The sequence below is a fragment of the Spirosoma aureum genome (assembly GCF_011604685.1).
In the GTDB taxonomy this organism is placed as follows: Bacteria; Bacteroidota; Bacteroidia; order Cytophagales; family Spirosomataceae; genus Spirosoma; species Spirosoma aureum.
On sequence record NZ_CP050063.1, the window covers coordinates 1,477,032 to 1,498,235 of the forward strand.

A 21,204-nucleotide genomic window follows, 5' to 3' on the forward strand; every position below is an offset into this window, starting at 1 on the left:
TATGGCGAATCTGATCGGCGACAGTCTGGCTGCCCACACCTTCGACGCTATTGTAGTTGGGTCCGGGATCAGTGGAGGTTGGGCTGCCAAAGAGCTTACGAAAAACGGCCTGCGAACATTAGTTCTGGAACGGGGACGGGATGTAAAACACATTACCGACTACCCCACCATGATGCTCAATCCGTGGGAAGTGGAACATCGCGGGCAGTTGCCACTCAAAGTTCGGCAGGAGAATCCGATCGTTAGTCGGAATTATGCGTTTCGGGAAGATACCATGCATTTCTTTTCGAAAGATAATGAGCAGGCTTATATTCAGGAAAAGCCGTTCGACTGGCTGCATGGATACCAGGTTGGCGGACGTTCACTAACATGGGGGCGGCAAACGCAGCGATGGAGCGATTTTGATTTTGAAGGTCCGGCCCGCGATGGTTTCGCCGTAGACTGGCCTATTCGGTATAAAGATCTGGCGCCCTGGTACAGTTATGTCGAGCGATTTGTTGGCATAACCGGTAATCGCGACGGTCTGGCAACGTTGCCCGATGGTGAGTTTCTGCCTGCGCACGAAATGTCGTGTGTGGAGACACATTTTCGAAACGAAATCGGAAAGCGTTATTCAGATCGTCATGTCATTATGGGTCGGGCGGCCCACCTAACCCAGCCAACGTCTGTTCATGCCCAGCAGGGCCGGGCGCAGTGCCAGAATCGATTACTTTGTGAGCGAGGATGTCCGTATGGCGGTTACTATAGCAGCAATGCGTCGACACTGCCGTGGGCAGCTAAAACTAGTAAATTAACTCTCAGGCCGCATTCGGTTGTTCACTCACTGATTTATGATGAGACGAAAAAGCGGGTAAAGGGCGTGCGGGTTATCGATTCAGCTACCCGCGAAATGGTCGACTATTTTGCCAACGTTATCTTTCTGAACGCATCGGCTCTCAATACAAACCTGATCCTGCTCAATTCGACGTCACATCGGTTTCCAGCTGGGTTAGGAAACGACAATGGATTGTTAGGCAAGTTCATTGCTTTCCATAGCTACCGGGGCCGTATTTCGGCAGAATTTGACGGACTGCTTGACTCAACCAACCGTAGTCAGCGGCCCAATAGCTGTTACATTCCCCGGTTTCGCAATGTCGTTAAACAGGAAACCGATTTCCTGCGCGGTTACGCGTCTACATTCAGTGCATCGCGGTCGGCTCTGCAAAACTCGGATCTGATCGGTGCATCCTTAAAAGAAAAGCTATTGGAGCGACAACTGGGGCCCTGGCAGATTGGCTCAAGCATGATGGCAGAAACTATTCCAAAAGAAATTAGCACGGTTCAGCTTGATAAAACCCAGACCGATGCCTGGGGTATTCCTCAGCTTCGCATTTCGGTTGCCTTTGACGATAACGACGAGAAGATTCTCAAAGACTTTTTTCAGCAGTTTACGGAAATGTATGCCCAATGCGGTTTTACAAATATAAAGACGCTGGACACGCAACGACGGCCGGGTAGTGAAAACCACGAGATGGGGGGTGTTCGGATGGGAAAAGATCCGCAAACTTCTCTCTTGAACAAATGGAATCAGTTGCACCATTGCACAAATGTGTTTGTAACGGACGGGGCCTGTATGACATCGACCTCTACCCAGAACCCTTCATTGACCTACATGGCGCTAACCGCTCGTGCTGCTGATTATGCCGTAAAACAACTAAAAGAAGGGAAGTTGTAGTTTAAAAAATAGTTCAGGCCGATTTTGTTGGAACGCAGGCAGCAACAGTATTCTCAATCCTCTCTTTATGAACGAACTCAATCGCCGAACCTTTTTGCAATCAACTATTGGCTTACTGGCAACCGTTGGTACGGCAACTGCCTTGAGTCCTGGCAGGCAAAAACCATTATTGGCATTTTCGACACTTGGTTGCCCGAAATGGTCTTTAGCGACCAGTCTGGAGGCCGCTGCAAAAAATGGCTACGATGCTATAGAAATCCGGGGTTTGCAGGGGGAAATGGACCTGACAAAAACGCCGGTATTCGATAATGCCCAACATATCGCCAGTACCCGGCGACTGGCTGCTGACAAAGGCGTAAAAATTATTAATCTAGGGGCCTCTACCCAACTTCATCATGCCGATCCGGTTACTCGCCAACGGCATTTAGACGAAGCGAAGCGATTCATTACACTAGCTGATGAGTTGCAATGTCCCTTTGTGCGGGTTTTCCCGGATGCGTTGCCCAAGGATCAGGAGCGTAGTGCAACGCTCGATCGAATTACGAAGGGCCTGATCGAATTGGCCGACTATGCGAAGGGAAGCGGGGTAAGTATATTGCTCGAAACTCATGGCGATGGCGTTCAGACCGACGAGCTGGTCAGCATGATGAACGGGGCTAAATCGCCAAAAGTCGGGTTAATCTGGGATGTGTTTAACATGTGGTCGGTGACCAAAGAATCGCCCGCCGATGTATACAAAAAGCTAAAACCTTATATTCGGCACACGCACATCAAAGACGCCAAATTGATTGATGGAAAATTCCATTACACCCCGCTGGGCCAGGGCGAAACACCTATTTTTGATGCGATTGCTGCGTTAGCGAATGGGGGCTATACTGGCTATTATAGTTTCGAGTGGGAGAAAACCTGGCACCCTGATCTCGAAGAACCAGAAGTTGTTTTTCCGCACTATCCGAAAGCGTTTAAGGAGTTTTATTTTTCGGACAAGATGGCTAAACAGAGCAAGTAAGGTAGGATATCAATTAGTAAATAAGTCATCAATTATAGACTATAACTAAAAATATGTGTGCCATTTAACAACTTTTAAGTCTCACAACTACTTGTTTATACGTAATTTGTGAAGATTTTTTGTTACCAATTCATGAAGAAACTCCTTATCAGCGCGTCGATCTGCCTGCTTTCTGTAGCAGCTTTGGCGCAGGAAACGCAGTGGTATCTGCGTGATAAAACCGATAGCACAGCAGGTATCAGCGTTGAGCGCACCTACCGCGAACTCCTCAAAGATCGTAAAGCTACGCCCGTAGTGGTCGCTGTGATCGATGGCGGCATCGACACAACCCATGAAGACCTGAAGCGAGTGCTTTGGATCAACCCCAAAGAAGTTGCCGGTAACGGTAAAGATGATGATAAAAACGGCTACGTTGACGATGTTCATGGCTGGAACTTCATTGGTGGGAAAGATGGCCGTAATGTTAGCTATGAAACGGCCGAAGTAACCCGGCTCTATGCTCAGCTTAAGCCAAAGTATGATGGCAAAACCCGATCTTCCTTAAAGCCGGACCAGCAAAAAGAATACGATCTATACGTAAAAACAAAAGCTGAAGTCGAAAAAAATCAGGCTCAGTACAAGGCGCAATACCAAGGGATTAGTCAGTTTTATGAACAGTATACAGCAGCCGTCACTGCCTTGAAAAAAGCGTTGAACGTAACAAAGCTGGATACGATCACACTACGAAAAGCTGCCGATACGATTACGAATGCGGCCCTGAAACGCCCTTTGATGGGTGTGTTGCGTCTATTGAACCAACAGGGGGCTGCCGACGCCGACGTGGTGACGAATGAACTTGAAAAGGCAAATGAGCAACTGAAGTCCCGCGCCGAATACAACTATAATCCTGACTTCGACAGCCGGGCCATTGTGGGTGACAATCCAAACGATCTGACACAGCGCGATTATGGCAATTCGGACATCGCTGGTCCTCGGGCCGATCATGGCACCCACGTTGCCGGTATCATTGGGGCCGATCGCACCAACAAATTAGGGGTGATGGGTATCGCTGATGCCGTTCAGATTATGGGTGTTCGGGCCGTTCCCGATGGCGATGAGCGCGATAAAGACATTGCCAATGCCATTCGCTATGCTGTGGATAACGGCGCGCAGATTATCAATATGAGTTTTGGTAAGGATTATTCGCCCCAGCGAAAAGTTGTTGAAGATGCTGAACGCTATGCGCTTTCGAAGGGCGTGCTCATGATTCATGCGGCTGGCAATGACGGTAAGGATATCGATACGGCCGCCAATTATCCGGCTCCCCGGTTTATCGATGGGTCGTCTATTCCGAATGTTATTACGGTAGGAGCGAGTGCCGAACCGAACAATGCCGATCTGGTTGCCAGCTTCTCCAACTACGGCAAACAGACTGTAGACGTTTTTGCGCCGGGTAAAGACATTTATTCGACGGTGCCGGGCAGTAAATACGAAAACAACAGCGGTACGAGCATGGCTTCGCCAGTGGTAGCGGGTGTGGCTGCGGTATTGAAATCGTATTTCCCGAAACTGACCTATGCCGATATCAAGCGAATTATCGTACAGTCGGCAACGCCTTACAAAACGAAAGTCCACAAGCCTGAATCGACCGACACGGTTGATTTTGCCAGTTTATCGAAAACAGGCGGGATCGTGAATCTCTACGATGCGGTCAAATTGGCATTGTCGCAAGAAGGCGGTTCGAGCAAAGGAAATTAAGTCGCGCAATTTTATAAAAGACGGCCAGCTATCGCTCTGTCGCGATAGCTGGCCGTTTGTTTTCGAATTTAATAGTAGTAATCTAAACAACAAGCTAGTTTCTAATAGCTTGTTGTTTATGATTTTTGTGCCTTATCAAAATTTCTTTAGCTGTATCGAGTAGTAATCGCATCACATATAAAATTACTCAGATCGTCAATTGGCTCATTGAAGTTGGCAGGAATTGACCCATGCCCAGCTAAAGAACCAGCTTTATGTGTTTTTTTAAAGAAAATACCTCCTGTTCCAAAAAAGTCACGATCACCTTTGTTCGTTTCTGAACCGGGGGCGTTTCATCCCAAATTATCTGCCCGTTTTCGTAAGTTCCCTGAATTGCAGTTAACATGGCTAAGCCGTTTTATATCAAGACAACAAAGTCTCCAGGATTGCAGTTTGTCTAACTTAAAAACTACCATATAGTGTTTGTGTCACCAATACTACAATTGTACTGAATTTATAGAGTCGACCTAAATATAGAGCCGTTTACTGTCTAAAACCTGTTGACTTTCGGGAAACTACCCCTGCCTGTTTTACGTTGTTCTTTAGAATAAGCCAATCCAACGTGACAGAAGAAAAAGCAACCGAGCTTCGGCCCGGACTTACCGATATTGACCTGACGGGTTACGACCAGATAGAAGTCCTCGGAGCCCGCGAACACAACCTGAAAAATATTGATGTCACGATTCCCCGCAACAAGCTGGTGGTCGTGACGGGTATCAGCGGCAGCGGCAAATCGTCGCTGGCTTTTGATACGATCTATGCCGAAGGCCAAAGGCGTTACATGGAAAGTTTTTCGGCTTATGCCCGTTCGTTTATTGGCGATATGGAGCGGCCTGATGTAGACAAAATCAACGGGCTGAGTCCGGTGATTTCCATCGAACAGAAAACTACCTCCAAAAACCCCCGTTCAACGGTTGGGACCACGACCGAAATTTATGACTTTCTGCGTCTGTTCTACGCCCGCGCTGGTGAAGCATTTTCTTATGTGACGGGCCGGAAAATGGAACGGCAGTCGCAGGACCAGATTATTGATACCATTCTGGAACAATATGCTGGCCAAAAACTGACCTTGCTGGCCCCAATCATTAAAGGTCGGAAAGGGCACTATCGCGAACTTTTTGTCCAGATTGCCAAGACGGGCTATACCAAAGTTCGTGTTGATGGCGTCGTGCAGGATATTGCGCCGAAGATGCAGTTGGATCGCTACAAAATCCACGACATCGAAATCGTGATTGATCGACTGGTGCCGAAAACCGAAGATCGGTACCGGTTGAGCCAGTCGATTCAAACGGCACTAAAACAGGGAAAAGGGGCCATGCAGATGCTGGATGGTGCGGGGCAACTGGTCTATTTCTCGCAGAATCTGATGGACCCGGAATCGGGTATCAGTTATGATGAGCCTTCACCGAACTCGTTTTCGTTCAACTCACCCTACGGAGCCTGTCCGGTTTGCAATGGTCTTGGGGTGGTTGAAGAAATTACAGAAGAGTCAGTTATTCCAGATAAATCATTGAGTATTAGTCGGGGAGCTATTGCGCCTTTGGGTGAGTACCGTGAGTTGTGGATTTTCAAGGAAATCGAAGCCATTCTGAAAAAGTACAAACTCAACCTCACGACGCCCGTTATTAAGTTTCCTGAAGACCTGCTCCATGCACTGATGTATGGCACGGAAGACGAAGCTGCTATACCTTCGAAAAAGGATACCGGCCGGGCCGACACTCGTGAAGACTATTACAGCTTTAAGTTTGAGGGAATTGTTAATTTTCTGAAACGCCAGCAGGAGAACAGTACAGATAAAATTCAGGAGTGGCTTAAAGATTTTATGGTCGTAAAGAGCTGTCCTGAGTGCGACGGTGCACGATTGAAAAAAGAGTCACTGTATTTCAGGATCGACCAGAAAAATATATCCGAACTGGCCCGTATGGACATTTCGGAACTGACCGCCTGGTTCGATGGACTGGAAAGTCGCCTTAGCGATCGTCAGAATACAATCGCTAAGGAAATATTGAAAGAGATTCGGAAGCGAATCGGTTTCCTGCTCGATATTGGTCTTGATTATCTTACGCTCGACCGGCCGCTACGTACGCTTTCGGGGGGCGAAGCGCAGCGTATTCGTCTGGCAACGCAGATTGGAACACAACTGGTGGGCGTGCTCTACATTATGGACGAGCCAAGTATCGGGCTGCACCAGCGCGATAACGTTAAACTGATCGATTCGCTGAAGAATCTGCGCGATCTGGGCAATACAGTGCTGGTTGTTGAGCACGATAAAGACATGATGCTCGAGTCTGACTTTATACTCGATATTGGCCCCGGCGCTGGCCGTCATGGCGGTCAGGTGGTTGGTATCGGTACGCCCGCTGAATTCATTCGAAACGGTGGCACAACCGCCGATTATTTAAGCGGCCGCCGGAACATCGAAGTGCCGTCCGAACGCCGTAAGGGGAACGGTAAGTTTCTGATAATCAAGAACGCAACAGGAAATAATCTCAAAAACGTAACGCTCAAACTGCCACTTGGCCGGATGGTTACCATCACGGGTGTGTCGGGTAGTGGTAAATCGTCGCTGATTCACGAAACACTGTTTCCGGTTTTGAATCGCCATTTCTATAAATCGAAGCGCGAACCACTGCCGTTCAAATCGGTAGAGGGCCTGGAATATCTTGACAAGGTTATCGAAGTAGATCAATCGCCAATCGGTCGGACACCTCGCTCGAATCCAGCGACTTATACCGGGATGTTCTCTGAAATCCGGACGTTATTTGCCGAACTCCCTGAAGCGAAAATCAGAGGTTATAAACCCGGTCGGTTCTCGTTCAACGTGAAAGGCGGTCGTTGTGAAGATTGCGAGGGAGCGGGTATGAAGAAAATAGAAATGGAATTTCTGCCCGATGTGCATGTCATGTGCGAAACCTGCAAAGGCAAACGATTCAATCGTGAAACGCTTGAAGTGCGGTTTAAGGGTAAATCCATTGCCGATGTGCTCGATATGACGGTTGAGCAGGCACTTGATTTCTTCGCCAGTCAGCCGAAAATTCTGCGTAAAGTAACGACACTGAACGATGTAGGGCTGGGTTACATCACGCTTGGTCAACATGCTACTACCTTATCGGGCGGTGAAGCGCAGCGTGTAAAGCTCGCCGAAGAGTTGTCCAAAAAAGATACGGGCAAAACGCTATACATTCTGGACGAACCGACCACCGGGCTGCACTTTCAGGATATTGCGCACCTGCTCGATGTGTTGAATAAACTCGCCGACAAAGGCAATACAGTACTGATCATCGAACATAATCTGGACGTGATCAAAGTTTCCGATCACCTCATTGATCTTGGTCCCGAAGGCGGAAATAAAGGGGGCAACATCATTGCCGAAGGAACGCCCGAAAAGGTAGCCGAAGTGAAAGGAAGCTATACCGGGAAGTTTTTGAAAATGGAGTTGGCGGGATAGGAAGACAGAAAAGCTGTTATCTTCGTTGCACTTAATACAGCCTGAGAAAACAGTTTTATGCGTAACCCACTCTTTTACATTTTACTCCTCGTGTTGGTCTTGCTTGACGGCTGGCTCCTGGCGCACCCCAATCTGATTGGTCAGGCTGGGGTGTTCTTTTTTGATTATACAGCGATCGAAACCTTTCCGAAAGCGATCGGCTCGGTTGCTCTGGTTGTTGGAGCATCACTTCTGATAACCTGGATTGCCGGACGGCTTAGCCAGCCACTGGCTATTGGTATAACCGTTGCACTATTGGCTGCATCTGTCTACTATCTGTTTCAGAGCTTTACACAATACAATACAGGCGTTTACAAGCTTACAGGAGCGGGTTTTCGAGCCGGAGCTATTTTGCTGCCGGGATTAGTCGTTCTCGTATTTGGGAAAGGTGTTTGGGATGCAATTAATACAAAGCGTAGTTAATCGATCAATACCAGATAGGTAGTGGTGAAGAGGAGTCAAATGGCTCCTTTTTGCGTATTTTTGGTTTTACAATGAACCTTACTTCATGAACAGACTCTATCTTCTGGTTGTATTCTGCTTACCTAGTACTCTTTTTGCTCAAACTGCTTATTTATTACGCCCCGACCGTGTTTTCGATGGTGAAACCATGCATGAAGGCTGGGTCGTACGGGTAAAAGGCGATAAGATCGAAGCGGCTGGACCTCCTTCTTCGGTTTCTGCAAGCGGGGCCGACGTTTCGATTGTCGACTTAAAAGGTGCAACCTTGTTGCCCGGCCTGATTGAAGGCCACTCCCACCTCTTGTTGCATCCCTATAATGAAACACCCTGGGACGATCAGGTCCTGAAAGAGGCCCGGTCGCTGCGGGTAGCGCGGGCAACCGTTCATGCGCAGAAAACGCTCTTGGCGGGTTTTACGACCGTGCGTGATCTGGGTACTGAAGGTGCCGATTATGACGACGTAGGACTCAAACAAGCCATTAATCAGGGCATTATTCCCGGCCCACGTATGATCGTGGTCACGCGTGCGCTGATTGCAACGGGCAGCTATGCCCCCAAAGGTTTCAGTGCCGATATCGATATACCCCAGGGAGCCGAAGAAGCCGATGGACATGATGTGTTGATTCAGGCTGTTCGGCGGCAGATCGGTAAAGGAGCGGATGCCATAAAAATATATGCCGATTACCGCTGGGGACTCATGGCCGAAGCTCGACCGACCTATACTGTTGATGAAATTAAGCTTATTGTCGAGGTGGCTAAAAGCAGTGGGCGCGCGGTAGTAGCGCATGCCAGTACCGCCGAAGGTATGCGCCGGGCTATTCTGGGTGGTTGCGAAACTGTAGAACACGGAGACGCTGGCACCCCCGATATTTTTGCGCTTATGAAACAACATGGAACCGCGCTTTGCCCAACGCTGGCCGCCGGTGATGCCGTTAGCCAGTATCGTGGCTGGAAAAAAGGCCAGGACCCTGAGCCTGTGCGTATCCGTGAGAAGCGTGTAACGTTTAAACAGGCACTCGATGCGGGCGTAACGATCTGTGCCGGGGGCGATGTGGGTGTGTTCAGCCATGGCGACAATGCCCGTGAATTGAGCATGATGGTCGATTATGGAATGAAACCACTCGATGTATTGCGATCGGCTACGTCGGTCAATGCTGATGTATTTCACCTGGCCGACCGTGGGCGGGTTAAGGCGGGGTTACTGGCTGATCTGGTCGTTGTAGAAGGCGATCCAACAAAAACAATTGCCGATTTACGTCGCGTTCAGGCAGTTATGAAAGGCGGTATTTTCTATAAACAATAGAGAAAAACTTATTGTGCTTTCTACCTGTTACATTTTAATACAAAGGTAATGCGGCTTTTTTCACATAATTTCATCCGCCGTTTGGGTTTTTGGCTTAATTTCGCCCGGCATGGACGTGCTCCGGTGCTCGACAGGCTCCTAATTCGTTATTTCTGAATACTCTACCCTGATTTTTTGTATGGCCAACACTGCTGAACTTACTGTCGATGGTAAATCGTACCAATTCCCGACATTTGAAGGAACGGAACACGAAAAAGCCTTCGACATCTCCAACCTCCGTGACCAAACCGGCTACGTTACCTTAGACCGGGGCTATAAAAACACCGGTGCCACAAAGAGCGCTATTACGTTTCTGGATGGTGAGCAGGGTATCCTGCAATATCGGGGCTACTCGATTGAAGACTTAGCTGCCAAAGCGTCGTTTCTGGAGGTTGCTTATCTGCTTATCTACGGTGAGTTGCCGACTAAAGAGCAATATGCTCAATTTGAAAACGGTATCCGCCGTCATACCCTCGTTAATGAGGATATGCGGAAAATTTTTGATGGATTTCCGGTAAATGCCCACCCAATGGGTGTTTTATCGTCACTGGTGAGTGCCATGAGCGCTTTCTATCCTGATTCGCAGGACGAAAAGAATGATCCGGCTCTGCATATTGTGCGGTTGTTAGCCAAACTGCCAACAATTGCTACCTGGTCGTATAAGCGTTCGTTAGGGCATCCGACCAATTATCCCAAAAATAACCTCGACTACATTCCGAACTTCCTGAATATGATGTTCGCTCTGCCAGTAGAGGATTATAAAGTCGATCCCGTTGTTGCTGAAGCGTTAAACGTTCTGCTTATTCTGCACGCCGATCACGAACAAAACTGTTCGACCTCAACCGTGCGGCTTGTTGGTTCGTCGCAGGCAAATATCTATTCGTCTATTTCGGCAGGTATTAGTGCATTATGGGGCCCATTGCACGGTGGTGCCAATCAGGAAGTCATTGAAATGCTTGAAGCCATCAAAGCCGATGGTGGCGATGTCAGCAAGTACGTTGATATGGCGAAAAATGCCAAAACAACGGGCTTTCGTCTCTTTGGCTTTGGTCACCGCGTTTATAAAAACTTCGATCCTCGTGCCCGAATCATCAAGAAAGCGGCCGATGATGTGTTGAACAAACTCGGTGTCAATGATCCGGTTCTGGAAATTGCCAAAGGACTGGAAGAAGCTGCTTTGCACGACGAATATTTCATCCAGCGTAAATTGTATCCGAACGTTGATTTCTATTCCGGAATCATCTATCGGGCGCTGGGCATTCCAACGAATATGTTTACGGTGATGTTTGCTATTGGTCGTCTGCCGGGCTGGATTGCGCAATGGAAAGAAATGCGTGAACAGAAAGAGCCAATCGGACGCCCTCGCCAGATTTATACCGGGGCTACACTTCGGGAATTCAAGGCGATTGACCAACGCTAACAAAAAGGGAGTCAGTACTTGACTCCATCTTTTTACAGGAAAGCCCAGCTATGCAGTTGGGCTTTCCTGTTTTATGACCTTTACGTTTAAAAGGTAAGCAGTCCAACACCGAAGGAGCCGATCAGAAAAATCGTTGCGACAAACCAATACATCACACTGAGCAGGAGAAACTTCAAAACTGTTTTACCCCATGATTGCTGGTAAACCCGTTTTAGCGACAGTAAAAAATACAGCCAGCATATCCACAACGTCCAACCCAGAATGGAAGTGGTTACTTTGGGATTTGCGAAATAAGTAGAGAGTAAGACTAATGAAAAAATCAGGAAGAGTACGGTATGAATATGGACAGAAAAGATCAGGTGTTCGTAATAATACCGCCCACGTCGAAAATAGATTAAAAGTAAAAAAACAGCCACAAATGGCATGAGGATGAACATGACGATCGAAAGGTTCTTCGTGCTGGCGTGTAGAAACTTCTCTGTATTTTCGCCTTTACCTAAATGTGCAAGTTTACCCTGTCGCCGATAGAGCTTTCTCATGAACCAGTTTGGCGTGTCGCCTTCGGCCCGAATGAGCGAGTCTATCTCAACATCGGGCATGTGGCTTAGCTTCTCTTCATATTCATCCCGTTCGGCATCTGTTTTAAATTCTTTGCTACTAAGGGTAGGCCCAAAACTAAACGACACTTTGGGGTTAGCCGGAACAAGCTCAATTAACTCCCGAAGCTTTGCTCGGTTCGAGTCTGCCAGGGTTAGTTTAGCTTTGGTCAACAATGAGTCCAGTTGGTAGGGTTGAAGTCGTTTAATGCGACGGGATGTTCGGGCCAGACCCACCGAATCCACCAATGTGTTAAAGTCGATCCTGGTCGCTATTTTGTGCAGACCACGACTATCCAATAGGCTATCGTTGTTAATCAGACCCTCCAGATCAACCTTTATTCCTGTGTCACGATCGGTCGTATCAGCATCTGTTTGATTGGTAGAATTCCCATTCATCCGCCTGAGGCTTTCCTCTAACTGATGATCAGCAAATTTGCCGATCAGGAAAAAAAAGATAACGCTCACAAAAACATACAACCTGGCTGGTGGTACATACCGTGCCCGCTTCCCTTCCAGAAATTCGGCGGTCATTTTGCCCGGCCGCGTGAAAATTGCTTTTAATGAGTTCCATAATTTATTGTCGAAGTGGGTGATACTTTCAACAAACTCATAGAAAATATGGCCAAGTGGCAGTTTGACTTCGTGGTTTTCCTGACCACAGTTCGGGCAGAAATTGTCTTCCGGACCTAAGTCTGTGCCACAGTTCGGGCAGACGGTGAGTTTGTTGTGATGATTCGACATTGCCTGGTTGCTTGGTTGAGGCTGGTGTATCAGCAGCCACATCCGGGTGGGTGTGTAGGCGAACTAAAGCGTAAACCGGGCAGCCGTAATGCCTTCCGATCTGGATACTCACTTGCAAAAATAAAAAAAGAGGTGGCCGAGAAAACCCAACCACCTCATTCTAGAAAGAATAATAAAACTTAATCGTCGATTTCGCCTTCGTCGTCGGCTTCAGTGGCTGCCAGAACCGGATCGAGCAGGGCCTCCTGATCATCAGCGATTTTTGCCCGAATTTTTGCTTCCAGTTCAGCCATCAGTTCGGGGTTATCGAGCAGTAACTCTTTAACGGCATCGCGTCCCTGCGCAAGACGGCTGGTGCCATACGAGAACCATGAACCCGACTTTTTAACGATCTCCATTTCAACAGCGAGGTCAAGGATTTCGCCAACTTTTGAGATACCCTGACCATACATAATGTCGAATTCAACAACTTTAAATGGAGCCGCCAGTTTGTTTTTAACGACTTTCACTTTGGTCCGGTTACCCACAACGTTGTCGGCGCCTTCTTTGATTTGGCCAATGCGACGAATATCGATACGGACCGAAGCGTAGAATTTCAGAGCGTTACCACCGGTTGTTGTTTCAGGGTTACCGAACATCACACCAATCTTTTCGCGAAGCTGGTTAATGAAAATGCAGCAGCAGCCTGTTTTATTGATGGTACCAGTCAGTTTGCGCAACGCCTGCGACATCAGTCGTGCTTGCAGCCCCATTTTGCTTTCGCCCATTTCGCCTTCGATTTCGGCTTTTGGTACAAGTGCAGCTACTGAGTCAATAACGATAATGTCGATAGCACCCGAACTGATCAGGTGTTCCGCAATTTCGAGGGCTTGTTCGCCATTATCAGGTTGCGAGATAAGCAGGTTTTTCGTGTCGATGCCAAGCTTTTCAGCGTAGACCCGATCAAAAGCGTGCTCAGCGTCGATAAATGCAGCCAGACCACCAGCTTTCTGTGCTTCGGCGATGCAGTGCATCGTCAGCGTGGTTTTACCTGATGATTCAGGACCATAAATTTCAACAACTCGACCACGCGGCATTCCACCAATACCCAATGCCAAATCAAGCCCTAGTGAGCCCGTCGAAATGACAGGAACATCTACGACTTTGCTTTCGCTCAGGCGCATTACAGTGCCTTTCCCAAAAGCCTTATCTAACTTTTCAATAGTGGTTTGCAGGGCCTTTAACTTGTTGTCATTAGCAGATGCTGTGGCTTGCGCCGTATCTGATTTTGCCATGTTAGGATGGTTGTTTTAAACAGATAAAATTAACCAAAATTGGCCGGATTACCAAACGGTTTTTTGAAATAGTTGATGATTGGGAATGGCCGGTATGGTAAGCTGAAAGTAAGCCCCATCAGCCTTGATGCACAGCCCTATAGCTTCATTTATGTTGCGCTGATATAGCGTCTTTGATGGGCTTTAATTCCTTGTCAATCAGTTTTTTGATGGATTTTTGTGCTGTTGTGCTCATCTCTTTGGCTGCAGTAGGAGATAAGTACCAGCCAAGCGGATACTGATGACCTGTAGAACGGTCAAGCGCAATATTTACATACGAAAAATGAAGTTCGTTTTCCGAATCATTTATGCCTTTTTTTAGCGTGTAGGCAACCAGCTGATCGAGCGTAAGGCCCTGTCGTCCAGTGGCGTTTAGAAAGCCTGTCAATGGCTCACTTAAAAAGCGAAAAGTAGTCGTTGAACTGGCATTATCACTGGCTTGTCCATTGCGTAGAAAAAGGAGGTAGTACTGAACATTATAGTGACTATTCGGCGGGCTATTTAATCGCTGTAAACTTCGAATAAGTTGTACACTGGTCATGATACCCGTATTTTCCACATAGCCCCCGTCAATCAGGTGAAATGCGGGTTGGCAGCTTGGTTTCATGTTGGGTAACTGACCTTCAACGCGCCCTCCGCTGGTTACGAAAGGGAAGCGTGCACAAAGGAAAGTGGCCGTTTTGAAAGGTAAGTCGGACTGGATAGTCGAGAATAAATCGACTACATCATAAAACGGATGAACTGGATTTTGAGCATTCTGTGGTAGCGACGGCTCATTGCCCAGATTTATGGGGGACAATATCGCTTTCTGACCCGTTTCGGCTACGGACGAGTTCAGAAAAACCAACGGAAAATGGGTTTGGGGACGCCCTGACGAATCACGCCAGATTTTCAGGAAGGATTGGCTAAGCAGGTTCCTTACAGAATCGCTATGACTGGATATTGTTGAAAAGGCTGCGTTTTCCCAGGCGTCTTCCAGCCATCGGTTACGGTCTAATGATGGTATAGGGCCTGGCGAAAAGTTGTGAATGCCTCCGCGAAAGAGCATAGAGGCTGTTGTGGGCGAAATGAGGTCCTGCGAAATAACATCCTGGGCTTCATTACCAACAAAAGGTAATGTATCGCTGAAGGATACTGCCTTTGCTCGCTGCAAGGCCACATACGTTGCGGCACCTACTCCCCCACCAGATACGCCACTAATGCCAAACACATAATGACTAAAACCAGGGATAAGCACGTCGAGCTGATGTAAACAGGCCGTTGTCCAGGAAGCTGCCCGAATGCCCCCTCCCTCACTGGCTACAATAATGACAGGAAGTGGGATTGAATCCGTTGGATTTTTTCGGTCTTTGTACCATTGACTGAAATACTGAGGAATTGTAGGACGACTGCTAACGATTGAAGCACTGTCGGGTGTTTGTCGAATCGTACTGTTGTCGTTAAACATAGAAACGATAAAAGTATATACGGCTAGGCCAAGAATTAATGGGTAGAGCGGGAGTTTATTAAACTGAATGAGTAATGTTCCCAGGTAGGCAATAACACATAGCCATAATAATAAAACAGCGTGTAGCCCGAAGAATTGCGCGACGGCGAGCCCTGTTGGCGGAATGAAAATGAGCAGCAGTATATTTAATAGCCCCTGACCATACAGCATACTCCCTGGAATCAGGCGTACCAGCAAAGCATAGTCCTGTGTAGGTGTGGTAGACGTGAACAACAACATGTCGGTTTCTTCACTGGGCCGGTGGTATTTGCTAAAGATGTAGACCGTGATAATACCCGATAGTACTAGCACGGTGATGAGTAAAAAAAACTGGTAAACGTGTGAGATTGCGCCTTGCTCGTTGAGTGGCAAGTCACCATAGCTTTTCATAAAGGCCAAAAACGTAATTACAAACGGGAGGGCCACAAAAACCAGTGGTAAGGCCTGGACAAACCGAAAGTCACCCGAATGGGCCATTAACGTTCTCGTTGTTTGTGTTGTGGTGGCATCGGTCGCCAGAATATTGGCTAGTTCAAGCCCTTTTATCGGTTTGAGATAGAGTAAAATTTTACTGGTAACATAAAACATAGCACTTAAGCCTACTAACGTCAGCAAAAAACAGAATATGGTACCGGCAATCTTAAGGCTATTGGTAGAAGATAGCCAGAGAAAGAAGATTTCATCAAATTGATCCAGATTGATGATAATGCTCATGAACAAAAGCAGATAAAGCAGGAATTGAACGCCAAGGACGCTACTCCAGAAGGTTAGAAGCCATCGGAAAGGCCCACCGTTTGAAGGTGGCGGTTCGTCGGGATTAGTTGACCCACCTGACTTTTGCGATCCATCTGGTTTACTGGGATCTTCTGGCTTACCCGGCCTGTCAGAGCTTATCGAATCAGATGATTTACCACGATTCCTTTGGTTCACGCCTTTTGAATGACTGATATTTTCCTTCTCAACGGCTTCTTTATATTGCTGTTGAACGGTAATCATATAGTCTTGCTGACTTTTGGCATGATTTTGTAGATTATCCCGTTTGGCGCTGAATGCGTTTTTTTTAGTTGGCCACAGTTCAATAAATGAATAAAGAATGCCTAGTGGATGTAATAGAATGTACCAGATAGCAGTAATAACCGGAAGAAACTTCAGACTTACGATTATTGTCCATATCCAGCGAAGCCACTCCGGAATGGAATTTATTCCTATATAAAGCCAGGTGCTTAGAACAGTATTTTCGATTAAATCGGCAGTCATTCCAACCAGCACAAAAAGAGCCAGCTTTAGACCTAACTGACGCATCAAACGGGCTGTCGGCGTATCGAGTTTAGCGCCATCATTACCAATCACGAAAAGGGACGTATGGGCGAAAAGTGAGCACCATGTGATCAATGTAAAGCCATAGATGAAAATAAAGAATGTATCGACTATGAGCTCTAGCTGAGCTAATTGTCGTTTGTCGGGCCCCCATTTCTGAATCGTTAGAAAAGGAGATTGGCCACCGAACGCTAATTTTTGGCTTAAAGTCTGAATGGGATATTCACCAAAAGGAGCTTCCAGAAAAAGCAGGACCGATGAGATGACTAACGACAGTACTAAAAGCAGAACGCGATACCGATAACCTAATTTGAGAATAGTGTCGATATGAAACCAGGAGTCAGAATCATCGTCCGATTTTGGTGAATTTTGGGGGAGGGAGGCAACCATGTGAAAGGGAGGGAAAGGTGTATATAAATATTGATAATCAGTATTTTAAAATCAAGAGTTGTTCCCCCGGCCGCCAACTTTATGCGTTCGTTTTTAGGGAACGGTTGGTTTGGAAATAAAAACGGGCGTACCCTAATAGTGGGTACGCCCGATAGTAACAATAGCAAACTAAGGAAATTAAATAACAGAATCAGCCGTGGCCGATTGTGACTGCGGTTGAGTTGGTTGAGGTTTTTGCGGAGCGGTTTGCTGTCCACCCGGATAGGCTGGATTCGTACCGTAAGGCGAAGGGGGAGGGCCCACCACTTCTAAACCAGTGATGTAGTATTTCGTCTCGCCATTCCACGGAAATTTTAGGATCTTTTCTTCATAGTGGAGCGTAACGCGCTGCCCGGTTTTCACCGCATTGGTAATCTGTTTCGCTACTGCTTCATCTTTAACAGAAAAATCGAAATACTGCGGAGTGAGCGAGCCTGTTTCGCCGGAGAATCCACCAACATTGAGAACACCTTCGTAGGTTTTAAAAAGATAACCCCGACGGCTAAATTTAGAGATCGTACCGGCTCGTTCTCCATCGCTGAAACTCCAGCCGGTAAGTGCATACAGAACACCAAAAACAACTAATAAAAATAACAGGAAGTACAGTAACCCTCGCATGGACTTGGTTGGTTAAGTTGCGGTTTTATACCGTGCAAATAGACGAAATTTTTGTATATGTTCAGTAAACAGAACGGAGTCTGGCAGGAATTGTTCGTAAAAAGGCTGCTGCCTGACGGTGGGAAGCGCCAGAAGTCTCCTTAAATTTACTTAGCCCGGATTGCAATAACAGGATCGAGCCGGGCCGCCGAAAAGGCAGGAATGATGCCTGACAGAATACCGATCACGCTCGATACGCCTAAACCCAGTATAATGTTGCCCGCTGTCAGGTGGAGTTCCAGACTGCCTAGCTGCATAAAGGAAAGCAGGTAAACCAGCGCTATACCCGCTAAACCACCGACTAAACTTAGCAGAACAGCTTCAAACAAAAACTGGAACAGAATAAAGTAATTCTTTGCGCCCAGCGATTTCTGAATACCAATAATGTTGGTTCGTTCTTTTACACTGACGAACATGATATTGGCAATGCCAAAGCCACCAATCAGAATTGAAAAGCCGCCAATAACCCAACCCGCTACAGTTAATACCGCAAAAATGCCGCTAATGGCCTGTGCAGCCGCTTCAGGTCGATTAATGGCAAAGTTATCGTCCTGGGTTGGGCGAACTCCCCGTCGGGTACGTAACAAGCCCTTGATTTCGCTTTCCAGTTCGAGCAACCCTTCGTCGTCATCGTATCCTTTAATCGCAATATCAATACTGGGGTTGATGGAATGGAACATTTTTGAAAACGCGCCGTAGGGAATGAGGCATTTAATGTCGGGGTTGCCGCCAAAGTTGACAAGGCTTTCGCCTTTCTTCTCCTGAACGCCAATAATGGTAAAGTTCATGCCATTTATCTTAAACGATTTACCGACAGGTTCTTCAGCAGGAAACAGATTCTCCGCGACATCAGCGCCAATAATGGCTACGTTGCGGGCCACATCAATTTCCTGTTGGGTGAAGTAGCGCCCACTGGCGACGGCAACCTCAGAAATTTTATTGTACTCGAATGTCGTTCCCTGAATCAGCGACATCATGCTGTTATTGTTGTGCTTGACCGTAATTCGGCCTTTAAAATCCATCGCTACTATAGCCTGTGCATTTTCGAGCTTGTCGGCCAGAAATTTATACTCTTTAAAGGATGGTTCAGGGCGCTGAAAATACTTCCACCACTGATATTCACCCTCAAATGACCAAGGCCATTTCTGTACGTAAACGACCTTATCGCCGATAAATGAGAGGCTATCCTTGATATTGCGTTCCAGTGAATCGACCAGCGTAAAAACGGCAATAATCGCAAAGATCCCGACGGTTACGCCCAGCAGTGAGAGGGTTGTACGAAGGAGGTTGGAGCGCAGAGCCTGCCACGCAAACCGAAAACTTTCTAATACCTGACGAAGAAACCGCATGGTGTTTTATGGTTCTGGCAGACTTTAATCTGGCGAGAGTAACAAAGAAATAAATAAAATGCTTCCCTGCCCAATCATTTCGGACAAGTACAAGATTCTGACGGATAAATGGTTGTCACTAATCGTAAATCGTGCTTTCAAATGCATGTAGCGTTAACAAGTTTGTCTGAAACGGTAGCGTCGGCTGATTCGTAAAAGGGGCCTTAAGCAAGCAGCTTGTTTGCCGATATAACGCGCTCAGGTAAAGCAATTTTTGTAGTTTAGGGGTTTACAACCGCCTAACCGGACCCCCGTATGAAAAAAAATAGTATTTATTATCCTTCCCTAATACTGTTTGCCCTTACTGTTGCTTCCTGCAAAACCCAGGCTCCGTCTACTACTTCCAGTTCAAAAGTAGAGCAGAGCCAGGGAGTTTATCAATATCGCGACGAAGATCCAACCGTAAAGCCATTTTTCTCCAACCGGCAAGGTGTTATTGGGCGGAATGGTATGGTTGCCTCCGCGCATCCCGAAGCCTCTCAGGTCGGTCTGGCTATTCTGCAGGCGGGCGGTAATGCTGTCGATGCTGCCGTGGCGATTCAGTTTGCGCTGGCTGTCGTGTATCCTGGAGCGGGCAATATTGGGGGGGGAGGATTTATGGTATATCGGGATAATGCAGGGAAAGCGTATACGCTCGATTATCGCGAAAAGGCCCCCGGTAAGGCCAGCCAGAACATGTACCTCGATTCGCTCGGTAATGTTCGGCAGGGATTAAGCATTAGTGGTCACCTGGCGAGTGGCGTACCCGGATCAGTGGACGGTATGGCCGAGGCCCACAAACGGTTCGGTAAATTACCCTGGAGCCAGGTCATACAGCCTGCTGTTGATCTGGCCGCCAAAGGGTTTGCGCTCACCGAGCGGGATGCATTAGGGTTAAACCGAATCAAAACGGATCTGAATACGATCAACCCCGACAAAACCTACTTCCTGAAAAGCACAGCACCAGCAGACACGGTTACCTGGCATAAGGGAGACCTATTGATTCAGGCCGATCTGGCTAAAACGCTGCAACGGATTCAGGCGCAGGGGCGGGCCGGGTTCTACGAGGGTGAAACAGCGCGGCTGGTTGCCGAAGAAATGCAGCGCGGGAAAGGCCTGATTACTGAAGAGGACCTTAAAAATTATCATTCTGTCTGGCGCGACCCGATTCAGGCAAAATACAAAAACTATAATGTTATCACGATGCCACCGACCTCAAGTGGGGGCGTAGCGCTCGTGCAGCTGATGCGTTTTACAGAACCTTATCCGTTGCGTAAATGGGGCTGGAATCGTGATTCAACGGTGCAGGTCATGATTGAAGCTGAACGTCGCGTGTATGCCGACCGGGCTAAGTTTTTAGGTGATCCCGATTTTGTGAAAGTACCGGTTGACAAGCTAATGAGCCCGGATTATCTCAGCACGCGCTGGACAGATTTCTCGTTCGCTAAAGCAAGCGATAGTAAAACCGTAAAAGGGGGCATGATTCCCGGCTACGAAAGCCTCGAAACGACTCATTTTTCGATTGTCGACAAAGAGGGCAATGCCGTCAGTATTACCACAACGCTCAATGGTGGTTATGGAAGCCGGGTCGTGGTGGGCGGTGCTGGTTTCTTCATGAATAACGAGATGGACGATTTCAGTGTTAAACCGGGTGTCCCGAATATGTTCGGGTTGATTGGTAATCAGGCCAACGCCATTGCGCCCAACAAACGAATGCTTTCGTCCATGACACCCACTATTCTGGAAAAAGATGGTAAGTTGTTTATGGTAGTTGGAACACCGGGTGGTTCAACTATCATAACCTCGGTTTACCAGACTATTCTGAACGTAATCGAACACGGTATGACCATGCAACAGGCTGTCAATGCCTTGAAATTCCACCATCAGTGGCTTCCTGATAAGACTACATTTGAGAATGGGGCTTTCTCCGATGCGACTGTTCAGGCGCTGCAAAGTCGTGGCTATATACTCGAAAAACTGACGAATACCCTTGGCCGGATGGATTGCGTGCTGATTCGCCCCGATGGTTCGTATGAAGGTGCATCGGACCCACGAGCCGATAATACCGCAAGAGGATATTAAGAA

The 21,204-nt window shown here is 47.5% G+C and carries 13 protein-coding genes; 8 read left to right on the top strand and 5 right to left on the bottom strand.

Features of this window, described 5'->3' with window-relative positions:
- Window position 1: 1 nt before the first annotated feature.
- From G8759_RS06000 to G8759_RS06030, 7 genes are all read left to right on the top strand, one after another.
- A complete protein-coding gene (locus G8759_RS06000; protein ID WP_167206127.1) occupies window positions 2–1,714 on the top strand; it encodes a GMC oxidoreductase in 1,713 nt (570 codons plus the stop codon).
- A gap of 67 nt (window positions 1,715–1,781) precedes the next feature.
- Window positions 1,782–2,723, top strand: coding sequence for a sugar phosphate isomerase/epimerase family protein (locus G8759_RS06005; RefSeq protein WP_167206130.1), 942 nt, complete (start codon window positions 1,782–1,784; stop codon window positions 2,721–2,723).
- A gap of 132 nt (window positions 2,724–2,855) precedes the next feature.
- Window positions 2,856–4,460: a S8 family peptidase gene (locus G8759_RS06010; protein ID WP_167206132.1), complete on the top strand. Its 1,605-nt coding sequence runs from the start codon at window positions 2,856–2,858 to the stop codon at window positions 4,458–4,460.
- A 601-nt stretch (window positions 4,461–5,061) separates the two neighbouring features.
- Entirely contained in the window at window positions 5,062–7,947 is a 2,886-nt protein-coding gene (uvrA, locus tag G8759_RS06015; RefSeq protein WP_167206134.1) for an excinuclease ABC subunit UvrA, read from the top strand.
- Between the two features lie 57 nt (window positions 7,948–8,004).
- On the top strand, window positions 8,005–8,409 hold the full coding sequence (locus tag G8759_RS06020) for a hypothetical protein (RefSeq protein WP_167206136.1): 405 nt from the start codon (window positions 8,005–8,007) through the stop codon (window positions 8,407–8,409).
- Between the two features lie 85 nt (window positions 8,410–8,494).
- Window positions 8,495–9,751, top strand: coding sequence for a metal-dependent hydrolase family protein (locus tag G8759_RS06025; protein WP_167206138.1), 1,257 nt, complete (start codon window positions 8,495–8,497; stop codon window positions 9,749–9,751).
- Between the two features lie 178 nt (window positions 9,752–9,929).
- Window positions 9,930–11,210 (top strand): citrate synthase, encoded by a 1,281-nt coding sequence (locus G8759_RS06030; protein WP_167206140.1) that lies wholly within the window; start codon window positions 9,930–9,932, stop codon window positions 11,208–11,210.
- A gap of 86 nt (window positions 11,211–11,296) precedes the next feature.
- On the opposite strand, the gene G8759_RS06035 is transcribed toward G8759_RS06030, so the two are convergent.
- The 5 genes from G8759_RS06035 to G8759_RS06055 all read right to left on the bottom strand — a co-directional run bounded on the left by G8759_RS06035 (window position 11,297) and on the right by G8759_RS06055 (window position 19,101).
- Window positions 11,297–12,550, bottom strand: coding sequence for a DUF3667 domain-containing protein (locus tag G8759_RS06035; protein WP_167218749.1), 1,254 nt, complete (start codon window positions 12,548–12,550; stop codon window positions 11,297–11,299).
- Window positions 12,551–12,729: 179 nt separating this feature from the next.
- Window positions 12,730–13,824, bottom strand: coding sequence for a recombinase RecA (gene recA, locus G8759_RS06040; protein ID WP_167206142.1), 1,095 nt, complete (start codon window positions 13,822–13,824; stop codon window positions 12,730–12,732).
- Between the two features lie 145 nt (window positions 13,825–13,969).
- Window positions 13,970–17,056, bottom strand: coding sequence for a hypothetical protein (locus tag G8759_RS06045; RefSeq protein WP_167206144.1), 3,087 nt, complete (start codon window positions 17,054–17,056; stop codon window positions 13,970–13,972).
- Between the two features lie 177 nt (window positions 17,057–17,233).
- Window positions 17,234–17,713, bottom strand: a complete 480-nt coding sequence (locus G8759_RS06050) for a hypothetical protein (protein ID WP_167206146.1) — start codon at window positions 17,711–17,713, stop codon at window positions 17,234–17,236.
- A 146-nt stretch (window positions 17,714–17,859) separates the two neighbouring features.
- Window positions 17,860–19,101, bottom strand: a complete 1,242-nt coding sequence (locus G8759_RS06055) for an ABC transporter permease (protein ID WP_167206148.1) — start codon at window positions 19,099–19,101, stop codon at window positions 17,860–17,862.
- 294 nt (window positions 19,102–19,395) lie between these two features.
- On the opposite strand from G8759_RS06055, the gene ggt reads away from it, so the two are divergent.
- Complete coding sequence (gene ggt / locus G8759_RS06060; RefSeq protein WP_167206150.1) at window positions 19,396–21,201, top strand: gamma-glutamyltransferase; 1,806 nt, start codon at window positions 19,396–19,398, stop codon at window positions 21,199–21,201.
- The last annotated feature ends 3 nt before the right edge of the window (window positions 21,202–21,204 follow it).